This is a genomic window from Acinetobacter sp. ABJ_C1_1 (assembly GCF_044684115.1).
Lineage (GTDB): Bacteria > Pseudomonadota > Gammaproteobacteria > Pseudomonadales > Moraxellaceae > Acinetobacter > Acinetobacter nosocomialis_A.
On the sequence record NZ_JBITPU010000012.1, the window covers coordinates 25,635 to 48,290 of the forward strand.

22 protein-coding genes and 1 tRNA gene are annotated in these 22,656 nt (G+C 39.0%); 12 read left to right on the plus strand and 11 right to left on the minus strand.

Going from position 1 to position 22,656, the window contains the following annotated elements; all coding sequences use genetic code 11:
• Positions 1–4: 4 nt before the first annotated feature.
• From ACG59Z_RS13510 to gatC, 4 genes are all read right to left on the minus strand, one after another.
• The gene (locus ACG59Z_RS13510; protein ID WP_114270221.1) at positions 5–469 is read right to left on the minus strand and encodes a hypothetical protein; all 465 of its coding nucleotides are present in this window, start codon (positions 467–469) and stop codon (positions 5–7) included.
• 111 nt (positions 470–580) lie between these two features.
• The gene (gene gatB / locus ACG59Z_RS13515) at positions 581–2,050 is read right to left on the minus strand and encodes an Asp-tRNA(Asn)/Glu-tRNA(Gln) amidotransferase subunit GatB (protein WP_000796643.1); all 1,470 of its coding nucleotides are present in this window, start codon (positions 2,048–2,050) and stop codon (positions 581–583) included.
• Positions 2,050–3,528 (minus strand): Asp-tRNA(Asn)/Glu-tRNA(Gln) amidotransferase subunit GatA, encoded by a 1,479-nt coding sequence (gene gatA, locus ACG59Z_RS13520; protein WP_400199810.1) that lies wholly within the window; start codon positions 3,526–3,528, stop codon positions 2,050–2,052. The genes gatB and gatA overlap by 1 nt, the downstream gene beginning before the upstream one ends.
• 53 nt (positions 3,529–3,581) lie before the next feature.
• A complete protein-coding gene (gene gatC, locus ACG59Z_RS13525; RefSeq protein WP_000107699.1) occupies positions 3,582–3,896 on the minus strand; it encodes an Asp-tRNA(Asn)/Glu-tRNA(Gln) amidotransferase subunit GatC in 315 nt (104 codons plus the stop codon).
• Positions 3,897–4,029: 133 nt separating this feature from the next.
• On the opposite strand from gatC, the gene ACG59Z_RS13530 reads away from it, so the two are divergent.
• The 6 genes from ACG59Z_RS13530 (at position 4,030) to ACG59Z_RS13555 (ending at position 8,853) form a co-directional block, all read left to right on the plus strand.
• Complete coding sequence (locus ACG59Z_RS13530; protein WP_000601379.1) at positions 4,030–5,070, plus strand: rod shape-determining protein; 1,041 nt, start codon at positions 4,030–4,032, stop codon at positions 5,068–5,070.
• A 16-nt stretch (positions 5,071–5,086) separates the two neighbouring features.
• Positions 5,087–5,944 (plus strand): rod shape-determining protein MreC, encoded by an 858-nt coding sequence (gene mreC, locus ACG59Z_RS13535; protein WP_002051136.1) that lies wholly within the window; start codon positions 5,087–5,089, stop codon positions 5,942–5,944.
• Positions 5,931–6,422: a rod shape-determining protein MreD gene (mreD, locus tag ACG59Z_RS13540; protein WP_002051447.1), complete on the plus strand. Its 492-nt coding sequence runs from the start codon at positions 5,931–5,933 to the stop codon at positions 6,420–6,422. The genes mreC and mreD overlap by 14 nt, the downstream gene beginning before the upstream one ends.
• Entirely contained in the window at positions 6,410–6,970 is a 561-nt protein-coding gene (locus ACG59Z_RS13545) for a Maf-like protein (RefSeq protein WP_263614492.1), read from the plus strand. Before mreD ends, ACG59Z_RS13545 begins: the two co-directional genes overlap by 13 nt.
• A gap of 113 nt (positions 6,971–7,083) precedes the next feature.
• Complete coding sequence (gene rng, locus ACG59Z_RS13550) at positions 7,084–8,538, plus strand: ribonuclease G (RefSeq protein WP_396481166.1); 1,455 nt, start codon at positions 7,084–7,086, stop codon at positions 8,536–8,538.
• A 141-nt stretch (positions 8,539–8,679) separates the two neighbouring features.
• Positions 8,680–8,853, plus strand: coding sequence for a PA1571 family protein (locus ACG59Z_RS13555; protein WP_002116397.1), 174 nt, complete (start codon positions 8,680–8,682; stop codon positions 8,851–8,853).
• A gap of 27 nt (positions 8,854–8,880) precedes the next feature.
• Here ACG59Z_RS13555 and ACG59Z_RS13560 read toward each other — a convergent pair whose 3' ends face one another.
• Both ACG59Z_RS13560 and ACG59Z_RS13565 read right to left on the minus strand, forming a co-directional pair.
• Positions 8,881–10,266, minus strand: coding sequence for a wax ester/triacylglycerol synthase family O-acyltransferase (locus ACG59Z_RS13560; protein ID WP_400199811.1), 1,386 nt, complete (start codon positions 10,264–10,266; stop codon positions 8,881–8,883).
• A gap of 172 nt (positions 10,267–10,438) precedes the next feature.
• Entirely contained in the window at positions 10,439–11,173 is a 735-nt protein-coding gene (locus ACG59Z_RS13565; RefSeq protein ID WP_400199812.1) for a phosphoadenylyl-sulfate reductase, read from the minus strand.
• Between the two features lie 184 nt (positions 11,174–11,357).
• On the opposite strand from ACG59Z_RS13565, the gene thrH reads away from it, so the two are divergent.
• Complete coding sequence (thrH, locus tag ACG59Z_RS13570) at positions 11,358–11,975, plus strand: bifunctional phosphoserine phosphatase/homoserine phosphotransferase ThrH (protein WP_002051289.1); 618 nt, start codon at positions 11,358–11,360, stop codon at positions 11,973–11,975.
• Between the two features lie 57 nt (positions 11,976–12,032).
• On the opposite strand, the gene ACG59Z_RS13575 is transcribed toward thrH, so the two are convergent.
• Positions 12,033–13,532: an outer membrane protein transport protein gene (locus tag ACG59Z_RS13575; RefSeq protein WP_263614489.1), complete on the minus strand. Its 1,500-nt coding sequence runs from the start codon at positions 13,530–13,532 to the stop codon at positions 12,033–12,035.
• Between the two features lie 597 nt (positions 13,533–14,129).
• Positions 14,130–14,828 carry an NAD(P)H-dependent oxidoreductase gene (locus ACG59Z_RS13580; RefSeq protein WP_400199813.1) on the minus strand — a complete coding sequence of 233 codons (699 nt, stop codon included), beginning with the start codon at positions 14,826–14,828 and terminating at the stop codon, positions 14,130–14,132.
• Between the two features lie 157 nt (positions 14,829–14,985).
• On the opposite strand from ACG59Z_RS13580, the gene ACG59Z_RS13585 reads away from it, so the two are divergent.
• Positions 14,986–16,020 (plus strand): helix-turn-helix domain-containing protein, encoded by a 1,035-nt coding sequence (locus tag ACG59Z_RS13585; RefSeq protein WP_400199814.1) that lies wholly within the window; start codon positions 14,986–14,988, stop codon positions 16,018–16,020.
• A gap of 42 nt (positions 16,021–16,062) precedes the next feature.
• Here ACG59Z_RS13585 and ACG59Z_RS13590 read toward each other — a convergent pair whose 3' ends face one another.
• Together ACG59Z_RS13590 and ACG59Z_RS13595 are read right to left on the minus strand one after the other, a co-directional pair.
• Complete coding sequence (locus ACG59Z_RS13590; protein ID WP_400199815.1) at positions 16,063–17,055, minus strand: fatty acid desaturase family protein; 993 nt, start codon at positions 17,053–17,055, stop codon at positions 16,063–16,065.
• Positions 17,056–17,161: 106 nt separating this feature from the next.
• Entirely contained in the window at positions 17,162–17,962 is an 801-nt protein-coding gene (locus ACG59Z_RS13595; protein ID WP_400199816.1) for a PaaX family transcriptional regulator, read from the minus strand.
• Positions 17,963–18,306: 344 nt separating this feature from the next.
• Between ACG59Z_RS13595 and ACG59Z_RS13600 the strand changes: the two genes are divergently transcribed.
• From ACG59Z_RS13600 to hchA, 4 genes are all read left to right on the plus strand, one after another.
• Positions 18,307–19,125: an undecaprenyl-diphosphate phosphatase gene (locus tag ACG59Z_RS13600; RefSeq protein ID WP_017393864.1), complete on the plus strand. Its 819-nt coding sequence runs from the start codon at positions 18,307–18,309 to the stop codon at positions 19,123–19,125.
• Positions 19,126–19,281: 156 nt separating this feature from the next.
• Positions 19,282–20,175, plus strand: coding sequence for an AraC family transcriptional regulator (locus ACG59Z_RS13605; RefSeq protein WP_068936384.1), 894 nt, complete (start codon positions 19,282–19,284; stop codon positions 20,173–20,175).
• Between the two features lie 46 nt (positions 20,176–20,221).
• Entirely contained in the window at positions 20,222–21,220 is a 999-nt protein-coding gene (locus ACG59Z_RS13610; protein ID WP_068936381.1) for an NAD(P)H-quinone oxidoreductase, read from the plus strand.
• Between the two features lie 201 nt (positions 21,221–21,421).
• The gene (gene hchA / locus ACG59Z_RS13615; RefSeq protein ID WP_400199817.1) at positions 21,422–22,297 is read left to right on the plus strand and encodes a glyoxalase III HchA; all 876 of its coding nucleotides are present in this window, start codon (positions 21,422–21,424) and stop codon (positions 22,295–22,297) included.
• Positions 22,298–22,306: 9 nt separating this feature from the next.
• On the opposite strand, the gene ACG59Z_RS13620 is transcribed toward hchA, so the two are convergent.
• Positions 22,307–22,379, minus strand: a tRNA-Arg gene (locus ACG59Z_RS13620).
• Positions 22,380–22,656 lie beyond the last annotated feature (277 nt).

Genomic DNA, 22,656 nt, shown 5'->3' on the forward strand with positions numbered 1-22,656 from the left:
ATTTTTATAACTCACAAGCTTTACCTTCATATTCACGACGGTTAAGGGTGTATTCCTTACCATTCCATCGATAAATAGGAAAACAGAAGCCTGTTCCCCCATTTTCAATATCAGGCCAGCCATCTTTGCCTTTAGTTTTCAAAAAGGTGGGAATGCCAGAGTCGCTAAATAGTTTTTTCCATTGACCATCTTTTTGCTGTGAAACTATATAATAGCCAACACCCGTATTGCCATAACACATAGTGCTACTATCTTGAATAACCGCATCTTTATAGCCATCGCCATTTAAATCTTTATAAATGATAATTTCACCAGTATCACAGTTACCTTTCCAGCCATGTTTTGTTTTTTTGAAATTTGCAGCTTTAAAAATAGATGCTACTTCACTCTTTGGGACTTGAACCGTTTGAGCAAAAAGTGTCGAGTTTATTAACAATAAAGAAGCAGTAATAAGTAATTTATTTGTCATGGATAACCTATCAGAATGGTTTTAGTTTAAAAATTATTTTGGATTGATTGAGTTTTTGAAATAGATAAAAACCCGCTCTAAAGCGGGTTTTTATCTAAAAGCTAGATTGGCTTAACCAATTAACTTTTTCATTAATTCATTTACTTGAGCAGGGTTGGCTTTACCCTTAGAAGCTTTCATGACTTGACCAACAAGACCGTTAAAGGCTTTCTCTTTACCAGACTTGTACTCTTCAACCATTTTTTCATTGGCTGCAAGTACTTCTTTAATGATCGCTTCAATTGCACCTGTGTCGGTTTCTTGCTTTAAGCCTTTTTCCGCAATAATGTCGTCGGCAGATTTACCTTCCGATTCCCACATAAAGCCAAAGACTTGTTTTGCAATCTTACCGCTAATGGTGTTGTCAACAATACGTGCAATCATGCCGCCAAGCTGTTCAGCAGAAACAGGTGAGTCAGCCAAATCTAGGCCTGCTTTGTTTAAAGCACCAGAGAATTCGCCCATTACCCAGTTTGCAGATACTTTACCTTGCTTCGCACCGCCAGCAGCAGCCACAACAGCTTCATAGAAGTCTGCCATTTCGCGTGAGAGCGTAAGTACATGTGCATCGTACTCAGTTACACCAAAGTCTGCGATAAAGCGTGCACGACGTGCGGCAGGAAGCTCTGGGAGAGCAGCGCGAGCAGCTTCGATTTGCTCATCTGCAATAATCACTGGTAACAAATCTGGATCTGGGAAGTAGCGGTAATCGTTCGCTTCTTCTTTAGAACGCATAGAGCGCGTTTCCATTTTGTTTGGATCGAACAAACGTGTTTCTTGGTCGATACTTCCGCCGTATTCTAAAATTTCCATTTGGCGTTCAATTTCAACATTGATCGCTTGCTCAATGAAACGGAATGAGTTGAGGTTTTTAAGCTCACAGCGTGTACCAAACGGTTGACCAGGGCGACGTAAAGACACGTTACAGTCGGCACGGAATGAACCTTCTGCCATGTTACCGTCAGAAATACCTAACCAACGTACTAGTGTGTGAATCGCTTTAATATAAGCAACAGCTTCTTCAACCGAGCGCATGTCCGGTTCAGAAACGATTTCAAGCAAAGGAGTACCGGCACGGTTTAAGTCAATGCCAGACATGCCTTCAAATTGATCGTGTACAGATTTACCCGCATCTTCTTCAAGGTGAGCACGAGTTACGCCAATACGTTTAGTCGTACCATCTTCAAGCTGAATGTCAATGTGACCCAAGCCCACAATCGGATTGTCCATTTGACTAATTTGATAGCCTTTTGGTGAGTCAGGGTAGAAGTAGTTTTTACGCGCAAATACTGAAGCTTGGTCGATGTAAGCATCGATACCCAAACCAAAGCGAATAGCAAGATCAACTACTTTTTCATTTAAAACAGGCAATACACCCGGCATAGCCAAATCTACTAGGCTCGCTTGAGTATTTGGATCTTGACCAAATTCAGTTGATGAACCTGAGAAAATTTTAGAATTGGTTGCAAGCTGAGTGTGAATCTCGATACCAATAACGACTTCCCAACCGTCAATCAATTTCAACTTTTGAGCTTCAGCCATTATGCATTCTCCTCAGCAATTGCCGCACGTTGAGTATGGAAATCGGTGTTTTGTTGGTATTGATGGACAATCGACAACAATTGTGATTCTGACCAATAGTTACCAATTAATTGTAAGCCTACAGGTAAGCTGTCTTTATCAAAACCAACAGGAGCATTAATCGCTGGTAAGCCTGCTAAGTTCACTGCAAGTGTATAGATATCGCCTAAATACATTTCAGTTGGACTTAAGTTCGCACCAATTTTATATGCAGTTGTTGGAGCAGCAGGAGCCGCAATCACATCTACATTTTCAAATGCTTTTAAGAAGTCTTGTTGAATTAAACGACGTACTTTTTGTGCTTTCACATAGTAAGCATCGTAATAACCTGCAGAAAGCGCGTATGTACCAATCAAAATACGACGTTGAACTTCTGGACCAAAGCCTTCTGAACGAGAACGCTTATAGAGATCCATCAAGTCTGCTGGATTTTCACAGCGGTAGCCGTAACGAACGCCATCGTAACGAGATAAGTTAGATGATGCTTCTGCTGGGGCAATGAGGTAATACGTTGGTACATACGCTTCAGTCATGTTGAGACCAATCTCAACAAGCGTAGCACCCATTTCTTCAAGCTTTTTCAAAGACTCTTCAACACGTGCTTTTACGTCTGCATCTAAGCCTGCAACGTTAAAGTACTGTTTAGGAATACCAATGCGTAAACCTTTTACAGATGTGCCATTTAAATTTGCAACGTAATCATCAACTTCTTTTTTAACCGAAGTTGAGTCTTTTGCATCATGACCTGCGATTACATTCATGAGGTAAGCACAGTCTTCAGCAGAGCGTGCCATTGGACCTGCCTGGTCTAAAGATGATGCATAAGCAATGATACCAAAGCGAGATACACGACCATAGGTTGGTTTTAAGCCTGTTAAGCCACAGAAAGAGGCAGGTTGACGAATTGAGCCACCTGTATCAGTACCCGTAGCGAAAGGTGCTAAATCAGCTGCTACAGCCGCAGCAGAGCCACCTGATGAACCACCAGGAACGTGGTCAAGCGCCCATGGGTTACTCGTTGCACCAACATATGAGCTTTCAGAGGTTGAACCCATCGCAAACTCATCCATGTTCACTTTACCTAAAGTGACAAGACCAGCTGCTTTAGTTTTTTCAACAACAGTTGCATCGTAAGGAGAGATGAAGTTGTCTAATATTTTTGAACCGGCAGTGGTTTTAATGCCTTTGGTACAAAAGATATCTTTATGCGCAAGTGGAATACCCGTTAAAGCAGTTGCATTACCCGCTTTTAAAGCTGCATCAGCTGCGTCGGCTTCAGCAAGTGCTTGCTCAGGCGTAACCGTCACGTAGCTTTTTACCAGTGGGTCAATTTTAGCAATACGTTTTAAATAGTGTTCAGTCAATTCGCGAGATGAAAACTTCGCTTGGCTTAAGCCTTCAGCAAGTTCACGAATTGATAAGCGATGTAAATCAGTCATGAGTAAAATTTCTTTACATTCAAAATTGGGAAGATGGATTAATTGACTAAAAGTTATTCAATCACGCGAGGAACAAGATACAAACCATCTTGAGTTGCAGGTGCAACAGCTTGGTATTCATCTCGATGATTGCTTTCAGTTACCACATCAGCACGTAAAGGTTGAGGATTGTCAAAAGGACTCTTCAAAGGTTCTACGCCTTCCGTATCAATGCCTTTTAAGGTTTCCATCATGCCTAAAATTTTATTTAGACTTTGAGCATATTCAGCAGATTGCGTATCATTGAGCGACAATCGAGCAAGATTGGCGATTGCTGAAACTGTTTGTGCATTTAAATCTGCTGAATGCTGTGCATCCGATGTAGACATAACATCACCTAATCAGTATTAAAAATTTTCAAAATATCGTGCGTTATAATAAGCGATTGACTTGTTCAAATCATCACATTTAGTTTAAAGTTGCCACCTTGCATCCACATGAAAGTTTAACTGAGAACGAACCGTGATTCTAAAACGACTAATTGGCTTGTTTTCGCCGGATCTAGCCATTGATTTAGGTACAGCAAATACACTTATTTATGCACCAGGCCGCGGCATTATATTAAATGAACCAACAGTTGTGGCAATTCGTCACAGTGGTTCACAAAAAATTGTTGCTGCTGTAGGGCTGGATGCGAAACAAATGTTAGGCCGTACGCCTGCAAATATTTCTGCAATTCGTCCAATGAAAGACGGTGTAATTGCAGACTTTGAAGTGACTGAAACCATGCTGAATCAGTTCATTGGTAAAGTTCACGAAAAACGTTTGTTCCCACCTGCACCTCGTGTAGTTGTATGTGTACCATGTAAATCAACTTTGGTCGAGCGCCGTGCAATTCGTGAAGCCGTATTTAATGCGGGTGCCCGTGATGTGCGCTTAATTGAAGAGCCAATGGCTGCTGCAATTGGTGCTGGTATGCCAGTTGAACAAGCATGTGGTTCTATGGTTGTGGATGTTGGTGGTGGTACAACTGAAATTGCAATTATTTCATTGCAAGGTTGTGTCTATGCCGATTCTTTACGTATTGGTGGCGATGTATTTGATGAGCAAATCATCAACTATGTTCGTAAAGCTCACGGTTGCGTAATTGGTGAAACCACAGCAGAAATCATTAAAAAAGAAGTAGGTATGGCTGTTTCTGATGGTACGACATTAGAAATTGAAGTACGTGGTCGTAACCTTGCAGAAGGTGTACCTCGTGCAATTACTGTAACTTCTGACGAAATTACTCAAGCGATTTCTGACCCGCTACAAAGCATTGTAAGCGCGGTGAAATCTGCTCTTGAACAAACTCCTCCTGAACTCTCTTCTGATATTGCTGAGCGCGGTATTGTGTTGACAGGTGGCGGTGCGTTACTTCGTAACCTCGACAAATTATTAGCGCAAGAAACTGGTTTACCAGTTGTTGTTGCTGAAGATCCTCTTACTTGTGTGACCCGTGGTGGTGGTAAAGTATTAGAATTCTTCGACAACCCGAACCATGACATGCTTTTCGTCGGTTAAGTTTAAGGATTAGGCGGTGCAACCGAATATTTTTTCAAGACAGCCGCCATCTTTCCGCTCGTTCATTATTGCGGTCATTACATGCTTGGTTGTGCTGTTCTTTGATTGGCGCATGCCTTATGTAATTCAGCCAGCAAGGGATGTCTTGTACGCTGCATATAATCCAATTTATGCGCTTGCAAGCTATCCGGTACTGTCGAGAGAATGGCTGAATCAACAAACTAAATCTGAAACACAACTGCGCCGTGAAAACACTGCAATGCAGGCTGAGCTGTTACAGGCTCAGGTTCGTTTGCAGAAATTGTCTGAATTGTCTGCTGAAAATACCCGATTACGCGGTTTACTCGATACACCATTAATTATTGATGGCCGTATGGAAATTGCTGAAGTAATTGGAACAGATGCCGATCCGCTACGTCACATTATCATTATTAACCGTGGTTCCATGGATCACCTTAAGGTTGGTCAAACGGTTCTGGATGATAAAGGGATTATGGGGCAAATCATCAATGTATATCCTCATAGTTCACGTGTGATGCTACTTTCTGACAAAGAGCATTCACTCTCTGTTCGTTTAGAGCGTACAGGTATGCGTGCGATTGTTTCGGGAACTGGTGATTTAGGTCGTTTGAAAATGGAATACGTTCCAACCAGTGCAAATATTCAGGTCGGTGATAAAGTATTAAGTTCGGGCTTAGGTGAGCATTTCCCAGCAGGCTATGCAGTGGGTACGGTGGCTAAAATCCGTCGGCATAATTCAGGTGAATTTGCTGAAATTGATATTACGCCAGCTGCTCAACTTGCAACAGGACATCACGTGGTTGTGCTTTTCTCTGACTCATTAGCGAAGGAGCAACCTTATGCCGATCGCTAAATTGAAACGTGAGAAGCGTAAAGATCCACTATGGGGAATTATTCTTTCCGTTATCGTGGGTTCTGTGCTCATGGTTTACCCGCTTTCCTACGATATTTCTGGCTGGCGTCCATTGTTCATGCTTATGATCATGTTGTTTTGGGTCGTTTGCCAACCAACATGGTGTGGGGTGTGGTTTGCATTTGGCATGGGAATTTTTACAGACCTTTTGCTTGATGCACCTTTGGGCTTAAATGCCTTAAGTTTTGTTATTGTTACCTTTGTGACCCGATTTTTAATACGTGAACGTCGAATTTTAACTTTCGTTAATTTATGGACGATTGCCATTTTAGTGATTATTGCTCATTTGGCATTTATGTGGGTAACCCAAACCATGGGCGGCATTCATTTTTCGATTGCTCGACATTGGCAACCGTTAATAACAAGCATCTTAACTTGGCCTGTTGTTTACTATTGTTTAGCAAAATGGCGCATTTAATTTTAGCTTCCAGTTCTCCGCGTCGCAGAGAGCTTTTACAACAGCTGGGCTTAAATTTTGAAGTTTATAGCCCTGATATTGATGAATCTGTTCATGACGGTGAGCTGGTTCATCAATATGTTGAGCGTTTGGCAAGAGAAAAAGCTCAAGCCGTATTAAATATTTTTCCAGATTCAATTGTTATTGCTGCCGATACAAGTCTTGGGCTTGATGGTCAGATTATTGGTAAACCTGACTCAAAACAGCATGCTTTTGAAATTTGGAAACTATTATCTGGCCGTTGGCATGATGTGTTTTCCGGAATTTGTATTGCGACACAGCAGCAAATCTTGAGTGAAGTAGTGCAAACACAAGTTGAGTTTGCATCAATGACTACGCAAGATATGGAAGACTATTGGGCCACAGGAGAACCTGTAGGGAAGGCCGGTGCATATGCAATTCAAGGAATTGCTTCGCAATATATTCCCAAAATTCAAGGAAGTTATAGTAATGTGGTAGGGCTTCCTTTGTACGAATTTTCACAGTTATTCAAAAGAGTGAAGACATAAGGGGTTGTTGATAATTCTTGATTGAATTGCATTGTCGATGAATAGTGGACAAAGCTACATTAACAGTCCCTCTGACTCTTTAATAAAAATTTTATAATGCTTTGAGTTTATGTATGTCAGAAGAACTACTTATTAATGTCACACCTATGGAGTGTCGGGTGGCATTAATCGAAAATGGAACTGTTAATGAGCTGTATGTTGAACGTACAGTGAAACGAGGACTTGTCGGCAATATCTACAAAGGTAAAGTTGTCCGTGTGCTTCCAGGCATGCAAGCAGCTTTTGTTGATATCGGCTTATCTAGAACAGCCTTTTTGCATATTAATGATATGGTTTGGCCTCGTTCACAGCCAACACCTAATGTTTTTGAATTACTTCATCCGGGGCAAATTTTAACCGTTCAGGTTATGAAAGATATGCTTGGTACGAAAGGCGCTCGCCTGAGTACAGATCTTTCAATTCCTTCTCGCTATTTAGTTCTTATGCCATATGGTAACCATATTGGTGTTTCACAGCGTATTGAGTCTGAAGAAGAGCGCGAACGCTTACGTAATATCATCGAAGGTATTCAGGCAGAGCATAATCTACCTGGTAGTGTGATTGTTCGTACTGCTGCAGAAGGCGTAGATGATGCTGAGATTGCTCAGGATATGTGTTATCTCAGTAAACTGTGGGAATATATTCAGCGTAAACAAGTTGATGTTGCAGTTCCTTCTTTAATTTTTGAAGAGCTACCACTACCACAACGAATTATTCGTGATTTGGCAAGTGAAGAAACTGCAAAGATTTATGTCGATTCGAGAGAGATTCACGGCAAACTGCGTGAGTTTGTAGATGAATTTGTTCCGAACATGCAAAGTCGCCTGATTCATTACCCAGGTGAGCGCCCGTTATTTGATCTTTATAACGTTGAAGAAGATATTCAAAAAGCGCTACAAACACGTGTTGCCCTAAAGTCTGGTGGTTATTTAATGATTGACCAGACTGAGGCTATGACTACGATTGATGTCAATACAGGCTCTTATGTCGGTGGTCGTAGTCTTGAAGACACTGTCTTTAAAACCAATATGGAAGCGACTCAAGTCATTGCACGTCAGCTTAGATTGCGAAATCTAGGTGGTATTATCATTATTGATTTTATTGACATGCAAGAAGTGATTCACCGTGAAGAGGTGATGCGTCAATTTGAAAAAATGCTTGAACGTGATCATGCCAAAACCAAAATCACACAAGTGTCTGAACTTGGCTTAGTCGAAATGACACGTAAACGTACACGTGAATCGTTAGAACACTTGTTATGTGAGTCGTGTCCAACGTGTCAGGGGCGTGGTTTTGTCAAAACAGCAGAGACAGTGTGTTACGAAATATTTCGAGAGATATTACGATATACGCGTGCATTTGAGTCAACGAGTGGCTTTACTGTTGTTGCCCATCCTTCTGTGATTGACCGATTATTAACTGCAGAAGCCCCTGCAGTGGCTGATTTAGAGCACTTTATCAACAGAGTTATTAAATTTCAGGTCGAAAATTTATATACGCAAGAGCAATACGATATCATTTTAAGTTAAAGTTGTAACAAGATATCGCTTAATCCTTGTTACAACTGAAATTTTACTTTCATTCATGAATTTTAAATACTACTTACGTACAGTAGCCCTAGACGTTCTCCCCATTTAAAACGTCTTAGCAAACAATAAGAGGTATAACCCATGAATGTAAGTGAAAACTTAATTAGCAACGGTCTTAAACATGTTTTAGAAAGCACGCCAGTAAATAGCTGCTATATGTTGAATGACCAAGGTAAGGAAGTACCGATCACAACTGCAATGATTCGCTCAGTATGTCATCAGTTGCTTAACCAGTGCCGCACAATCAAAAAATAAGGGGCCAATTCAAAGCCCCTTAATTTTTTAACTCGCTGAATGATGTTTCAGATGTTTCTCTTCAATAATTTCTTCAAAACGTTGAATCTCATCTTCAAGATGAGTTAAAAGGTTTTGCATTTTAGGTAAAGCATTTCGACATGCTGTTAAACCTACCTCAAGCTTATCTAAATAGCTCGTCATCGTAATATTGAGTGCTTGTCCATCCATGACAATAGAAGCAGGGTAGAGCGCATCTAATTTCGCACCATTCCAATAAAGTGGCTCACGTGGGCCTGGTACATTGGAAATGACTAAATTGAATGCCTGACGCTTAGGAAGCAACCCAGACATGATATTTAGACCTGCTGGACCATAAACCACAGCGCTATAGTTTAAAATCTCGTTTGCAGTCATACGGCTAAAGCGTTGCTTTGAATTTTGCATACTACGACGAATGATTTCGAGTCGTTCTAGAGGCTGGACTTTATGGGTCCCCAAATTCGCTAGAATCATCGTAATGCGGTTACTCACGTCAGAATCATCTGTGCGTAGTGAAGCGGGCACCATCGCAATAAGAGGCTTTTTAGGCAAGCTGTTATGGCTAATCAGGTATTCACGTAGCGCACCTGAACATACAGCAAGTACGACGTCATTGATGGTCACACCAAGCGCTTTAGAAATCTTTCTAAGGCGACTTAACTCGAAAGATTGGGCTGCAAAACGGCGTGAAGCACTTACGCGCTGATTTAAAATAGAAACTGGGGCTTGAAAAGTCGAAACGTAGTCAGGATTTTTCCCCATTTCTTTAAAAATGGTTTGTGATAACTCATGCATGACTTTCGGAGTAACTTCAAGCTGTGACTTGATGCCTCCTAAAATACTTTTGATTTTACTAGTACTCGGCTTTGGTACTTTTAAGCGTTTTGTTCTTTTACTTTCTACACACCAAAGTGGAACCACATGTTTTTCTTGTGGTGTCTTTGATAGCGATTTCTCAATTAAGCGCATACCCGCAACGCCATCTACCATGGCATGATGAATCTTAAAGTACATCGCGAAACGATTTCCTTCGATCCCTTCAATAATGTCACACGTCCAAAGAGGCTTTGCTCGGTCAATTAAAGAGCTGTGCTGCTGTGAAATATACACCAGTAATTCACGGATTCGGCCAGGGTGAGGCAGGGCAATATGACGGAAATGGTGATCAATATCGAATTCTTCGTCTTCATCCCAAAATAAGCCATTCAAGCGGTTATTGAAGGGTGGGACAGGAATACTTTTTGATTGGCGAATTTCTTCTACTAAATCACGAACAAAAGTTTCAGGGGCATTTTCAGGAATTTCAAATAAAAACAATCCGCCAACATGCATCGGTTGTTGTCGTTTTTCTAGTGATAGAAAAATAAAATCAATAGGGTGTAATGGACGCATAACTCGTTGTGCCTCATGCTTTTTTCTAAGAAGCCCTTAACTGAGCTCTTATTAGAATTATAGAACCGTAAAATTTAGTATATAGCGTTTATTACAGATTAAATATGACTTTGTGTACGAGATATAACTGTAAAAAAAACCACTGATTCATCAGTGGTTTTTTTATACCAGACTATTTTTTTAAGTTGCCTGCATGTAAGCCACATTCTTTTTGTGTTGCTTCTTCCCACCACCAGCGTCCTTCACGTTCATGTTGGTTTGGAAGTACTGGACGCGTACATGGTTCACAACCAATAGAAACAAAACCACGCTCGTGTAGAGGGTTGTATGGAATTTCCATCATACGGATGTAACTCCACACATCGGCGCTAGACCAGTTTGCAAGTGGATTATATTTAATGAGTTGCTTGCCTGGGCCAGAGAAGCCTGTATCCGCTTGTACTACAGGAATTTCAGTACGCGTACCAGGACTTTGATCTTTACGTTGACCTGTAATCCAGCCATCTAAAGTCGCAAGCTTTTTACGTAAAGGCTGAACTTTTCGAATACCACAGCATTCTTGGTGTCCATCTTTAAAGAAACTAAATAAGCCTTTTTCATTCACCATGCTTTGCACAGCTTCAGATTCAGGAAAGCAAATCTCGATATTAATATTGTAATGCTTACGCACAGTTTCAATAAATTGATAAGTCTCAGGGTGCAGGCGCCCAGTATCAAGACTAAAAACACGGAAGGGTTTACCTAAACGTGAAGCCATATCAATTAAGACTACATCTTCTGCTCCAGAGAACGAAATTGCAATTTCACCTGGTTGGCTTAATGCAAGTTCTAAAATCTCACGTGGGCTTTTAGCTGCATATTCAGCCGCGAGAGCATCAACGATATCAATAGTCGGAATAACGGTCATGGGTGTTCCTGGCAAAAGGCTTGGGCGCATTGAGTTATGAAAAATATTCTAAAGGATAGTGAATAAATTGCTTAGCACTTTAAGTTCGATCCTTATGAATAAAATTGATTTGATCAATAACAGCGCAAATCTGAAAATCTTAATGGTATGATACAGCAATTTTTAACCAACGTTGGAAGCATTCATGGAAATCGTATGCCTAGATCTTGAAGGGGTTTTAGTTCCTGAAATCTGGATCAATTTCGCAAAAAAAACAGGGATTAAAGAACTAGAAGCAACAACTCGTGATATTCCAGATTATGATGTTTTAATGACTCAGCGTCTGAATATTTTAAAACAACATGGTTTAGGCCTAAACGACATTCAAGAAGTCATTGCCGAGATGGGGCCGTTGCCAGGCGCCAAAGAGTTTGTTGAATGGGTGAGCAATCATTTCCAACTGGTGATTTTGTCCGATACTTTCTATGAGTTTGCTCATCCTTTAATGAAGCAATTAGGCTGGCCAACAATTTTCTGTCATAAATTAGAGACTGACGAAAATGGCATGATTACGGCCTATAAACTACGCCAACCAGATCAAAAGCGTGAGTCAGTTAAAGCGCTTCATGGCTTAAATTTCCGTGTAATTGCTGCTGGTGACTCTTATAACGATACAACGATGCTCGGTGAAGCTGATCATGGCTTCTTGTTTGATGCACCTGCAAATGTCATAGCTGAGTTTCCACAGTTCCCAGCAATTAATGGCTATGATGCGTTGAAAGAAGCAATCCGTTCAGTTTCGCAGCGTAATATTCCCGCTTAAGAATAGACAATAAAAAAGGCGCTTTAAGCGCCTTTTTTATATGAATGAGTTTGAAACTTAGAATTTATAGCCAAGTTTTAAACCATACGCGATCGCGTTGTTGTCAGAGAACTCTGCAACATATTGATCGCTACCAGCTTGGGCACCAGTTTGTGCTTTAGCATCACCTAACCAGAAGTATTTCACACCACCAGCAATAAATGTTTGTGGAGTAGGGCTATATTGAACACCTACACCTACGTTCCAGTAACCTTCTGTTGGGCCTAATGTAGTTACAGGGTTACCTGCGCCAGAATCCCAACCTACAGAGACATTACCTGCCCATTTATCGTTAAGTTTACGGCCTACACCAGCATTCACTGTCCATTGATCGTCTGAATATTCAACTAAGTTAAAACCATTTGGACGACCAACGAGAGGACCAACAACTTGTGAAAGTTGGCCAAATTTGTATGGTTGAATCGCGAAATCTTTCCAGTTCACCCAACGTACGTTAGCAAATGCAACAGTATTTGCCATGATACCTGTTTGGAAATCAAAGTTTACTGATTGAGGTGTCGTGATTGTTGTATCAGCTGAACTATTCGCAATTGCAGCAGCAGCTGCATCTTGTCCTAAAAGTGATAAAGCTGGAAGAGTAGGGATTTTTTCGCGAATATTTACGTCATGATCAATTTCAGAACGATAAGTTAAAGAAGCTTTAAGTGCAATTTCAGGAATTTGATATGCAACACCAGCTAACCAACCCGCTCCACCTGTTTCTTTAATGTCGGCATCATAACCGTTATAAATACTATAAGCTTGCCCGCGTAAACTTACATTTCCTTTGATCGTTTGATAAACACCACCCGCGTAGATATTCCAGTTTTGAGTTGGTTGGAAACCAAACACAAAAGATAAGTTTTGAGTATCAACTTTAACTTTTGTATTACCAGTTCCAAGCAAACCGTTGACTCGCTTTAAACCTGCATCTACTTGTGCTGCAACGCCTTGTTTTACACCAGCATCAATAACTGCTTTAGTCGTTGGGTCGTTATTGTAGGCATTTAGCGTTGCTGCAAATTGTGCTTGACCTGCTGGAGTAGATAAATTAACCCCTTGTGCTTGAAGAGCTGCGCCAACACGTTGATTTGCTGTTAAATTATTAAAAGTTGTATTAATAGTATTTGTACGGATAGTATCTAATGCTGCTGGAGCTAAAATAGTATTAGACGGGTCAGAAACAAAGACATTCTGACCACTGTACTCAGCATCCGCTCCAAATGGTTGGTCGTAAAGTAAACCAAAAGAAAACTTATCGTTGAGTTGTAATTTTAGTGCGGCATTTGGGAAATAATAATCATTACCCATATCGTCAATATTACGACGTGTTGCACTTACCCCAGCTTCTTTACCCTCTACAGTTGGATCTAAAATAGTGATACCTGCTTCGAAGTAGTTATTCGGTTGTAAAAATGCGGACATCGATTGTCCAGAGCGATCCAAAGCTGCCGCAAAAACCCCAGTTGCAGGCAGCGTTGCTAAAATCATTGCAGTGCTCAGATGTTTTAATTTCATTTTAATCTTTCCTTGAACTTCAAGACATTTTTTTAAAAGTAACAGAGTTAAACCGTTTAAACTGTGTTGCTTTCAAAGCTTTTAATTACAAGTTTCAAAGCTTTGATAACTCCATGTAACAAAAATAGCATAATTACACTAAGAGTAAATCTGTTATATGAACTGAAGAGTACTCATTTTTTATACAAAAAAAGTCAATAAAGGATGAAAGATGAAGGAATATTTACATTAATAAACCAATTTAAATAACTGATATTTATATTTTTTATCTATTAGTAATAAGCTTTGTTTTTATGACATTTTTGTCATAAATTCGAAAAAAATGGTCAAAGATTTTTTTGTAAAAATATGAATTGATTGGTTATGAATTGAGTATTAGTTATCATTTTTACTGGATAAGTCTAGTTTCTTTACATGTGTATATTATTGATTAAGTTTTATATTATTAACTGCCAAGTGAAAATTTAGCAAATTTTTTGACCGTTTGATCAATTTTTAGGGTGGTTTAATGACTACTTCTAATCTTCTATAACTTAAAGAATAACCAAAAATGAAAAATAGGTCTGGTTATTCTACTTTTAGAGCTAAAACATACCATTAAAGGGGATATAACTTTTCATCAAATTCTTCAAGTTTGGGAAACTTTAAAGGTTCGAGCTGGTCGAGGTGAGTAAGGTACGTTATATAGTCCTCAAGAATGGTTTCTCGTGCTTCTTGGCTAATATAAGGTACATGATAGGCAATGAATGGTGGAAGAACTTCAAAGCCAGTATAAGCTAAGGTACCGCGTTGAATAGGTGATAGATAATGCTCTATTGGTCCGTGAATAGAGTTCTCGCCAAACATATGCGTTCTACCGCCCAGTGTTAAACAGAGCATCGCTTTTTTACCCGCCATACCGCCATGGTTATAAAAGCGCTTTCCGCCATAAAAAAGTCCTGAAACGAATACGCGATCAATCCATCCTTTTAAAATGGCTGGGACAGAGGTCCAGTAAAGAGGGAAGTTTAAAATGATTAAATCTGCTCGTTTTACCTTTTCAATTTCCGCTTGAATATCAGGTGCTAAAAGGTTTTGCTTGGTGGCATTACGCTGTTCTAATGCGTAGTTGAAATAGTCGGGCTGATTGAGCTCTAAAAAATCCTCTTTAGAAGCTACAGGGTTGAACTGCATTGCATACAAGTCAGAAACTTCTACATGATGACCCAGTTTTTTAAAGGTTTGCTGGGCTGTCGTTTTCAATGATGCTGTAAAAGACTGTGGCTCTGGATGAGCATGAACAATCAGGATATTCATAAGGCGACCTGTCTTCTTTTCAGAAATTGTGCTGTGTAGCGTGATTCAGTGGATTCCGCTTTGAACAACTATGCATCAATTTAAAAACGTGGCATAGTTCATGAACTGACAGTTTTTACCATTTGACGCCACAATTATGATTGCTAATGGATCACGTATGAATCCAGAATTACCCGGAACTTATATTAATTTATTAGTTGATATGGTTAAGCGCTGGAATATCTCGGGTGATCAGCTTCTAGATGGAAGTGGCATAACATTAGAACAATTAACCAAACCCTATTGGTATTTTGAATTTAATGCTTTAAACAAACTTCTTGAACATGCTATTGAACTCACTCATGAGCCAGCATTAGCGGGTTATTTGGCTTTGGAAATGAAAGCATCTTGTTATGGTTCGGTGGGTATGGCGGCCATGGTCTGTGCAAATTTAGAAGAAGCCCTAAAAACACTTGAACAATTTATTGGATCACGTTGTGATGCATTTAAGCCAGAGTTAAAACAAGAACAAGATTATATTTACTGGTCTATACGCCAGCCTTTGAAAGCTTTTCAGTTGAGTCCAAATGCTACTATTTTTTTGTTATTAGGTTTTGTTCAAATCGTGAAGCATCTAACAGGATTATCTTCTTTAGGTACCGTTAAGTTAAATATGTCTGAACCCGTCGGTTTTTCAAAACTAAAAGAAGAATTGGGTGTAGATTGTTTATTTAATGAAAAACATAATGCCTGGATTTTTCCAAAAAAATATTTATCGCAGCCTATCCTAACAGCCGACCCGATGCTTGCACCATTACTAAAAGCACAGTGTAAAAAAGATATAGATAAACTGAAGTTACGCAGCGGATGGAAAGCAGAAATTAGTCACGTAATTAAAAAATTATTGATGAATAGTCAGGGGGAAATGTTAAAAGTTAAGCAAGTTGCTCAAATGATGAATATGTCAGAGCGGAGCCTGCAGCGGTATTTGGCAACCGAAAATACAAGTTTTTCAGCATTAGTTGATTTAACTCGAAAAGAACATGCGCATAATCTTTTAGAAAATAGTTCAACATCAATTGAAACTGTGGCCTTAAGTTTAGGTTATGCAGATACATCCCATTTCACCCGCGCTTTTAAACGCTGGATGGGAGTGACACCGAAGTATTATCAAACTCAATTAAAACTAAAAAATTTAGAGATACGTGAATAATCAAGAAGACCACAAATTTGAAAGTGGTCTTCTAAATAAGCATTAAGTTGATGATTCTTGTTTTGATGAAAGTGAATGAATCACTTCAAAATAGCTAGGCGGAACTGGAACATGACCTCGTTCTCTTAATACTTTGTGCATACGCGGTAATTTAAAATATGGCACAGAAGCCATTAAATGATGTTCCATATGGTAGTTTACGTGGATTGGTGCAACAAAACTTCTCGCAATCCATCCAGCTCGTGTTGTTCGAGTATTGGTTAAAGCAGTATTGCTGGTTTGCATACCAGCATGTTCTGCCATAGAGCGAATACGTAAAAAAAGTGGGAATGGGGTTAAATAAGCCAGAGGCCATAACCAATAAAAACGTTGTTGACCAAATGCTTTTAGAACACCATAAAGTGCCAGATTGGTTGCAATAGCGCCTGTACTGTTTTTTGCAATACTCTTTGCATAGTCCGTGAAATTTTTATGACTGCGGTCTAACCAGACTTGATCATTGGCAACAGTCCATTTCATAACATCCAGATCCATTAAAACTCGACCTAAGCTAAACTTTAATCCAGTCATACCTGTTAAGTCGCGTAAGAATTTACGAGTTAGAGACTTTTTACTGACAGGAAAACCGGCAACTAAAGAAAGATCTGGATCATCTGGGGTAGACGTTTTTGCATGGTGACGAACATGGTGTACACGATATTTTTGAAGATCATTCCAGATGGGGCGGGCGCATAGCCATTCACCTACGAAATCATTTATTTTTTTATTTTTGAATAGACTTTTGTGAGACGCGTCGTGCATTAAAATTGCGAGGCATAACTGACGACCTGCCAAGATTGCTAAGGCAAGCATACATGCTAATAATTTACCCCAACTCGGTAAGTAGTCCCACATCATTATTAAGCTGGCGAATGTTCCGCCAATAACAGCCCATGTGCTGGCAACAGCCCAAGTACCATATGCATCTGAAGGTTCTGTAAGCTCTTGTATTTCTTCTCTGCTAAATAGGTCCGTAACACTCACCGGTGTATTCATTTTTATTCTCCCAAATTAGAGTTCGGTATCTATACCTTATATTACAAATATAGTCATAAAAAATTAAAAAGTGAAATATTTGTTTGTAAAAAAATAAATCAGATGACTATAGATTTAATTCTTGTTCATATATTTTTTTCCAAAGTTTTTGACCGATCGCGTCTAGTTGCTGTACATCTTGAGCAAATTGATTACGCGCAGACTCATTTACAAATGGTGCTGGTAATAGGGGATCATTCATGAGTAAAGCAATCGTTTCCCTACCTAAAAGAAGGGCTTTAACAGCAGCATCATTTAAGGAGAGGTGAGTATAGTTTTCAAGCCAGTGTGTGATATCTCGACTATACATTTCATAATTTTTTTCGAGTTGTTTAGTATCCCACAAAGAAAAAATTTGCTTAAGCGTTGATGGCTCGAAATGCTGAATAATACAAATTTTTGCTTCTTTCTCTAGTCCAGCTAAAACAAGCTCCTCACAGGTTTTTTCAAAACTATAAGCTAAATTGTCTGGGCGGATGTAAATACCTGTTTCCAGTTCTTTAAAACCAAATTGACGTAGTATACGTTCACGCTTTTTAAGTGCAGTTCGGTCTATACGACCCAATGTGCCTGTAAACACAGCAAGATAATGTTGCTGCCATTCTTTAGTTTGTTTAATACCATTTTTACGATTGAGAATTACTTTTGCCCAATCTTTCGTAGAAGGGGAAAGTTGATAGATTCCGCGTTCTACGCTTTCGATCATTCCTTCATTTAACAAACGAGTTGTCGCAACTCGAATACCATTTTCACTTAAGTTAAACAGTTTGGCTGCCACCAAAATTTGTTTAATACTCAGCTGAGGGTACGCAGAGGAAAGAAAGAGATCGATAATCAGATGACGTGCGTTGATTTTAGTATTTTTCATTCTGTTTAAATTTTAAATATAAATGACATATGCTTGAAATAATATCATGTTTATTTGATGTTTTTAGATGGTTTGTTGGATTGCTTGAGCGTGAGTGCTTTTATTTATAACTAGAAGACGATTTGTTATTGATTAGATTTTATCTTTTTACGATAGTTAACCTAAGTTTGTCATAATGATGTGATACATTATTGCACTTTAAATAATCGGCCTTTAATTAAAGGCAATAACCAAAATGCTAGAAATGATCTGATATTGAACATGAATTAGGCCAAAGTGTTGGTTTATCCATGATATAAAACAAATTTTTAGACCTTTCTAGTGATTAACTTTTTGAGCAAGTGATGGAAAATTTTGAAGTTATAAAAGCACTATTTCTAGGGTTTGTTGAAGGTTTAACTGAATTTTTACCAATTTCCAGTACTGGCCATTTGATTTTATTTGGTCATATTATCGATTTCCATTCAGATGGTGGTCGTGTATTCGAAGTAGTGATCCAGTTAGGTGCTATTTTGGCAGTGTGCTGGTTATATCGACAAAAAATTATTAACTTGATTAAAGGCTTCTTTAGTGGCGATGTAGAGTCGCGTCATTTCGCTTTTAGTGTATTAATTGCTTTTTTCCCAGCAGTGATTATTGGTGTTTTAGCCGTCGATTTTATTAAAAGCGTTTTGTTTAGCCCAATTGTGGTTGCGATTGCCCTCATTGTCGGTGCACTCATTATTTTCTGGGTTGAATCTAAACAGTTTGAGCATAAAACATTAGATGCGACAAAAATCACTTTTAAACAGGCACTTTTAGTCGGCCTTGCTCAATGTGTTGCGATGATTCCAGGAACTTCTCGTTCAGGTGCGACAATTGTAGGTGGGATGTTTGCAGGTTTATCACGTAAAGCTGCAACAGAGTTTTCGTTCTTCCTTGCAATGCCGACCATGTTAGGTGCTGCTACATTTGACTTAATTAAAAATGCTGATGTGTTGACCTCAGACAACATGATTAATATTGGTGTTGGTTTCGTTGCAGCATTTATTGCAGCTTTATTTGTAGTAAAGGCACTCGTACTTTTTGTTGAACGTCACACTCTACGTGTATTTGCTTGGTATCGTATTGTGCTCGGTGTCATTATTTTGATTGCAGCAATGTTCTTTAACTTATCTGCTTAATAGTCAGACTAAGTGAAAAAACCTAGATCTTCTAGGTTTTTTTATGCCTAAAAATAGCTTTAATTTGCTTGTTTATACAAAGTACTACCAAGAAACTCTTTTTCCTTTTAGTTTGATTGATATAGTAAATCTTAAATAGCCCGTAAAAATAAAACGATGCAACAGAATGATTTGATGAAAAGTTTGGTAGAGGCTTTTTTATATTTAGCTCCTCAAGAAGGGCTATACCCCACTTATATTTCAAATATCACCCTTATGAGGGTTGATCATTCCACACAGCCTGTCGCTGTATTACAAGAGCCTTCAATTGTTTTAGTCATACAGGGTGTAAAGCGTGGATATATCGGAAAAGAAACTTTTCAGTTTCAACAAGGCCAGTGTTTACTTATCTCGATTGCTATTCCTTTTGATTGCGATACGTTGGTTGAAAATGAACCGATGCTGGCAATTGCGATTAAGTTTGAAGCACAAATGATGGCTGATTTAGCCACTAAAATGGATAAAGAGCAGCAGTCATCCATAGATGAGCTTGAAAAAAGAGATATAAAGCTCAGTTGTGGTTTAAATATTATAGATATGAACGCGGCAATATCTGAGGTTGCTTTACGCTTATTGAATTTACTTCGTTCTAAACAAGATACCGCGATATTGGGAGAGCAGATAAAACGAGAGCTTATTTATAGGGTTTTACAGGCCGGTAGTCGTGATTTAATCGAAAATCTTTCGGCTATGATAAGTCGAAATAGTGTGATTTATACAATTTGTGAAATTATTCAAAGAGATTACTATCATAATTTAACGGTTCAGGAACTTGCTAAACAAGCAGGAATGAGTGTCTCTCTTTTTCATCAAGCGTTTAAGAAAGTCACCAACTATTCTCCATTACAGTACATCAAAATTACTCGATTACATAAGGCACGTGATTTAATCTTAAATAATCAAATGGGTGTTGCGGAAGCTGCCTATCAGGTAGGGTATGCAAGTGCCTCACAGTTTAGTCGAGAGTTCAAACGGCTGTTTGGAGTTCCACCTAAATCTTCAATGAATTAAAGTAAATCAATACATTTAAAATATAAACCAAACATGGAGCATATCAATGAGTCTTCCAACAACTATGAAAATTGTTGAAATTACGGTTCCCGGCGGACCTGAGGTCTTAAAACTTCAAGATTCAGATGTTCCAGTTCCTCAAGCAGATGAAGTGTTAATTGAGGTAAAAGCTGCTGGAATTAACCGCCCAGACGTATTGCAACGTATGGGCTTATACCCAATGCCAAAAGGTGTTACGCAAATTCCGGGACTGGAAGTCGCTGGGGTGGTAGTTGCTGTAGGTGAACAGGTGCAACAGTTCAAAGTTGGAGACAAGGTTTGCGCTTTAACCAATGGTGGCGGGTATGCAGAGTATTGTGCTGTCACTGCAACTCAAGTATTGCCAATACCTGAAAATCTAACATTTACTCAAGCTGCTGCGATTCCGGAAACATTCTTTACAGTTTGGGCAAACCTGTTTGATATCGGCTGTTTAAAAGAAAACGAAACAGCACTGATTCATGGTGGTGCAAGTGGTATTGGGACCACAGCTTTAGCGATTTGCCATGCTTTAGGGATTAAAACTTTTGCTACAGTTGGAAGTGAAGATAAAGTTGCAGCACTCTCTAACTTAACGACTGCAATTAACTATAAAACCCAAGATTTTGAGCAAGAAATTTTAAAACACACCCAAGACCAAGGTGTTGATGTGATTTTGGATATTGTGGGTGGTTCGTATTTCTCGAAAAACTTAAATCTATTAAAACGCGATGGCCGACTTGTCATTATTGGTTTTATGGGCGGTCGAATTGCAAAAGAATTTGATTTACAAAAACTGATTTTAAAACGTGCAACCATTACTGGCTCAACTATGCGAGCACGTAATAGCCAAGAAAAAGCCCAGATTGCTCAGTCCTTACATGAACATGTGTGGCCGTTATTAGCGCAAGGCAAGTGCTTACCGCAAATCTATAAAACCTATGATTTTTCAGATGTACAAAGTGCCCATGCATGTATGGAACAAGGTGACCATATTGGAAAGATCGTTTTAGAGATTAATACCTAATTTAATCTGTGACAGTTTAGGTGAACGTCATGTTTGCCTAAACTGAAATTTATAATTATTAATTGTGCCTATTTCTATATAAAAATTGCCAAATTCTATTGGCGTGTTGCACCAGTTTCTTGATCTAAATATACATGTACAAAGAAATAATAACTGGCTTAAAGCTGTTATTTCGTTCTTCAATTCTAAAGGATGGTAACAATGAATACCCCAGCATCAAATGATAAAAATCCGACTCCAGATTTGGCAGAAGATAATGCATTCTTCCCATCACCATACTCACTAAGCCAATATACTTCGCCTAAAACAGATTACGACGGGACGACTTACCCAACGCCGTATACGGGCAATAAAAAGGTCTTAATGATTGCAACTGATGAGCGTTATATCCAGATGCAAAACGGTAAGTTTTTTTCTACAGGAAATCATCCAGTAGAAATGCTTTTGCCAATGTTCCATTTAGATAATGCTGGTTTTGAAATTGACGTTGCGACACTTTCCGGTAATCCAGCCAAACTTGAAATGTGGGCAATGCCAAAGCAAGAACAAGTGGTATTAGATACTTTCCAGAAATATGCAGATAAATTAAAAAATCCACTAAAACTTGCCGATATTTTAGAAAATGCAGTGGGGGAAAACTCACCATACGCAGCTGTATTTATTCCGGGTGGGCATGGTGTTTTAGCTAAGATTCCATATAGCTTAGATGTAAAAAAAGTTCTTAAATGGGCAGTTGAACAAGACAAATTTATTATTACTTTATGTCATGGACCAGCTTCGTTACTTGCTGTGGCAGTAGATGAACAGCCTGAGAATTATATTTTTAAAGATTATCAAATTTGTGTATTCCCTGATTCATTAGATAAGGGGGCAAATATTGATATCGGTTATATGCCGGGAGCTTTACCATGGTTAGTCGGTGAGAACCTTGAAAAACTCGGTGTGAAGATTTTGAACACTGGCATTACAGGACAATGTCATAGAGATCGTAAATTATTAACAGGCGATAGTCCGCTTGCTTCTAATAATTTAGGAAAACTTGCAGCTGAAACATTGTTGGCTGAAGTGAAGGATTAATTAAATGCGTGCGCCCTGCGGGACTCGAACCCACGTCGGTCGCTTAGGAGGCAACTGCTCTATCCAGTTAAGCTAAGGGCGCATAATTTAATGATTATAAACGAAAAAGCTATTGCTAAGGCAATGGCTTTTTTCATGTTTTAGGTATTAAAAATTTTGTCATAGTGGTTAATAAAAAGTTAAACCACTCAAAGGTTTTAGAACTGTTTATGTCTTATATAAAATAGAGTTTATAAAGCAAAAAAATCACAAAAAATTCATGTTTGCCTTTCTATGATCTGAAGCAAAACACGAAAACATTCAAGGCAAGCAATCGGGTAAGTGAAGCTATTTTCAGAAAGGTTGTTTGTTAAAGAATT

Coding starts and splice junctions, on each gene's coding strand:
- ACG59Z_RS13600 (WP_017393864.1), top strand. CDS start 18,307: ATGGAAAATTTTGAAGTTATAAAAGCACTATTTCTAGGGTTTGTTGAA.
- thrH (WP_002051289.1), top strand. CDS start 11,358: ATGGAAATCGTATGCCTAGATCTTGAAGGGGTTTTAGTTCCTGAAATC.
- gatA (WP_400199810.1), bottom strand. CDS start 3,528: ATGACTGATTTACATCGCTTATCAATTCGTGAACTTGCTGAAGGCTTA.
- ACG59Z_RS13595 (WP_400199816.1), bottom strand. CDS start 17,962: ATGAAAAATACTAAAATCAACGCACGTCATCTGATTATCGATCTCTTT.
- ACG59Z_RS13580 (WP_400199813.1), bottom strand. CDS start 14,828: ATGAATATCCTGATTGTTCATGCTCATCCAGAGCCACAGTCTTTTACA.
- ACG59Z_RS13510 (WP_114270221.1), bottom strand. CDS start 469: ATGACAAATAAATTACTTATTACTGCTTCTTTATTGTTAATAAACTCG.
- gatB (WP_000796643.1), bottom strand. CDS start 2,050: ATGGCTGAAGCTCAAAAGTTGAAATTGATTGACGGTTGGGAAGTCGTT.
- ACG59Z_RS13575 (WP_263614489.1), bottom strand. CDS start 13,532: ATGAAATTAAAACATCTGAGCACTGCAATGATTTTAGCAACGCTGCCT.
- ACG59Z_RS13545 (WP_263614492.1), top strand. CDS start 6,410: ATGGCGCATTTAATTTTAGCTTCCAGTTCTCCGCGTCGCAGAGAGCTT.
- ACG59Z_RS13590 (WP_400199815.1), bottom strand. CDS start 17,055: ATGAATACACCGGTGAGTGTTACGGACCTATTTAGCAGAGAAGAAATA.
- ACG59Z_RS13605 (WP_068936384.1), top strand. CDS start 19,282: ATGCAACAGAATGATTTGATGAAAAGTTTGGTAGAGGCTTTTTTATAT.
- hchA (WP_400199817.1), top strand. CDS start 21,422: ATGAATACCCCAGCATCAAATGATAAAAATCCGACTCCAGATTTGGCA.
- ACG59Z_RS13555 (WP_002116397.1), top strand. CDS start 8,680: ATGAATGTAAGTGAAAACTTAATTAGCAACGGTCTTAAACATGTTTTA.
- ACG59Z_RS13560 (WP_400199811.1), bottom strand. CDS start 10,266: ATGCGTCCATTACACCCTATTGATTTTATTTTTCTATCACTAGAAAAA.
- mreD (WP_002051447.1), top strand. CDS start 5,931: ATGCCGATCGCTAAATTGAAACGTGAGAAGCGTAAAGATCCACTATGG.
- ACG59Z_RS13565 (WP_400199812.1), bottom strand. CDS start 11,173: ATGACCGTTATTCCGACTATTGATATCGTTGATGCTCTCGCGGCTGAA.
- rng (WP_396481166.1), top strand. CDS start 7,084: ATGTCAGAAGAACTACTTATTAATGTCACACCTATGGAGTGTCGGGTG.
- ACG59Z_RS13585 (WP_400199814.1), top strand. CDS start 14,986: ATGAATCCAGAATTACCCGGAACTTATATTAATTTATTAGTTGATATG.
- gatC (WP_000107699.1), bottom strand. CDS start 3,896: ATGTCTACATCGGATGCACAGCATTCAGCAGATTTAAATGCACAAACA.
- ACG59Z_RS13610 (WP_068936381.1), top strand. CDS start 20,222: ATGAGTCTTCCAACAACTATGAAAATTGTTGAAATTACGGTTCCCGGC.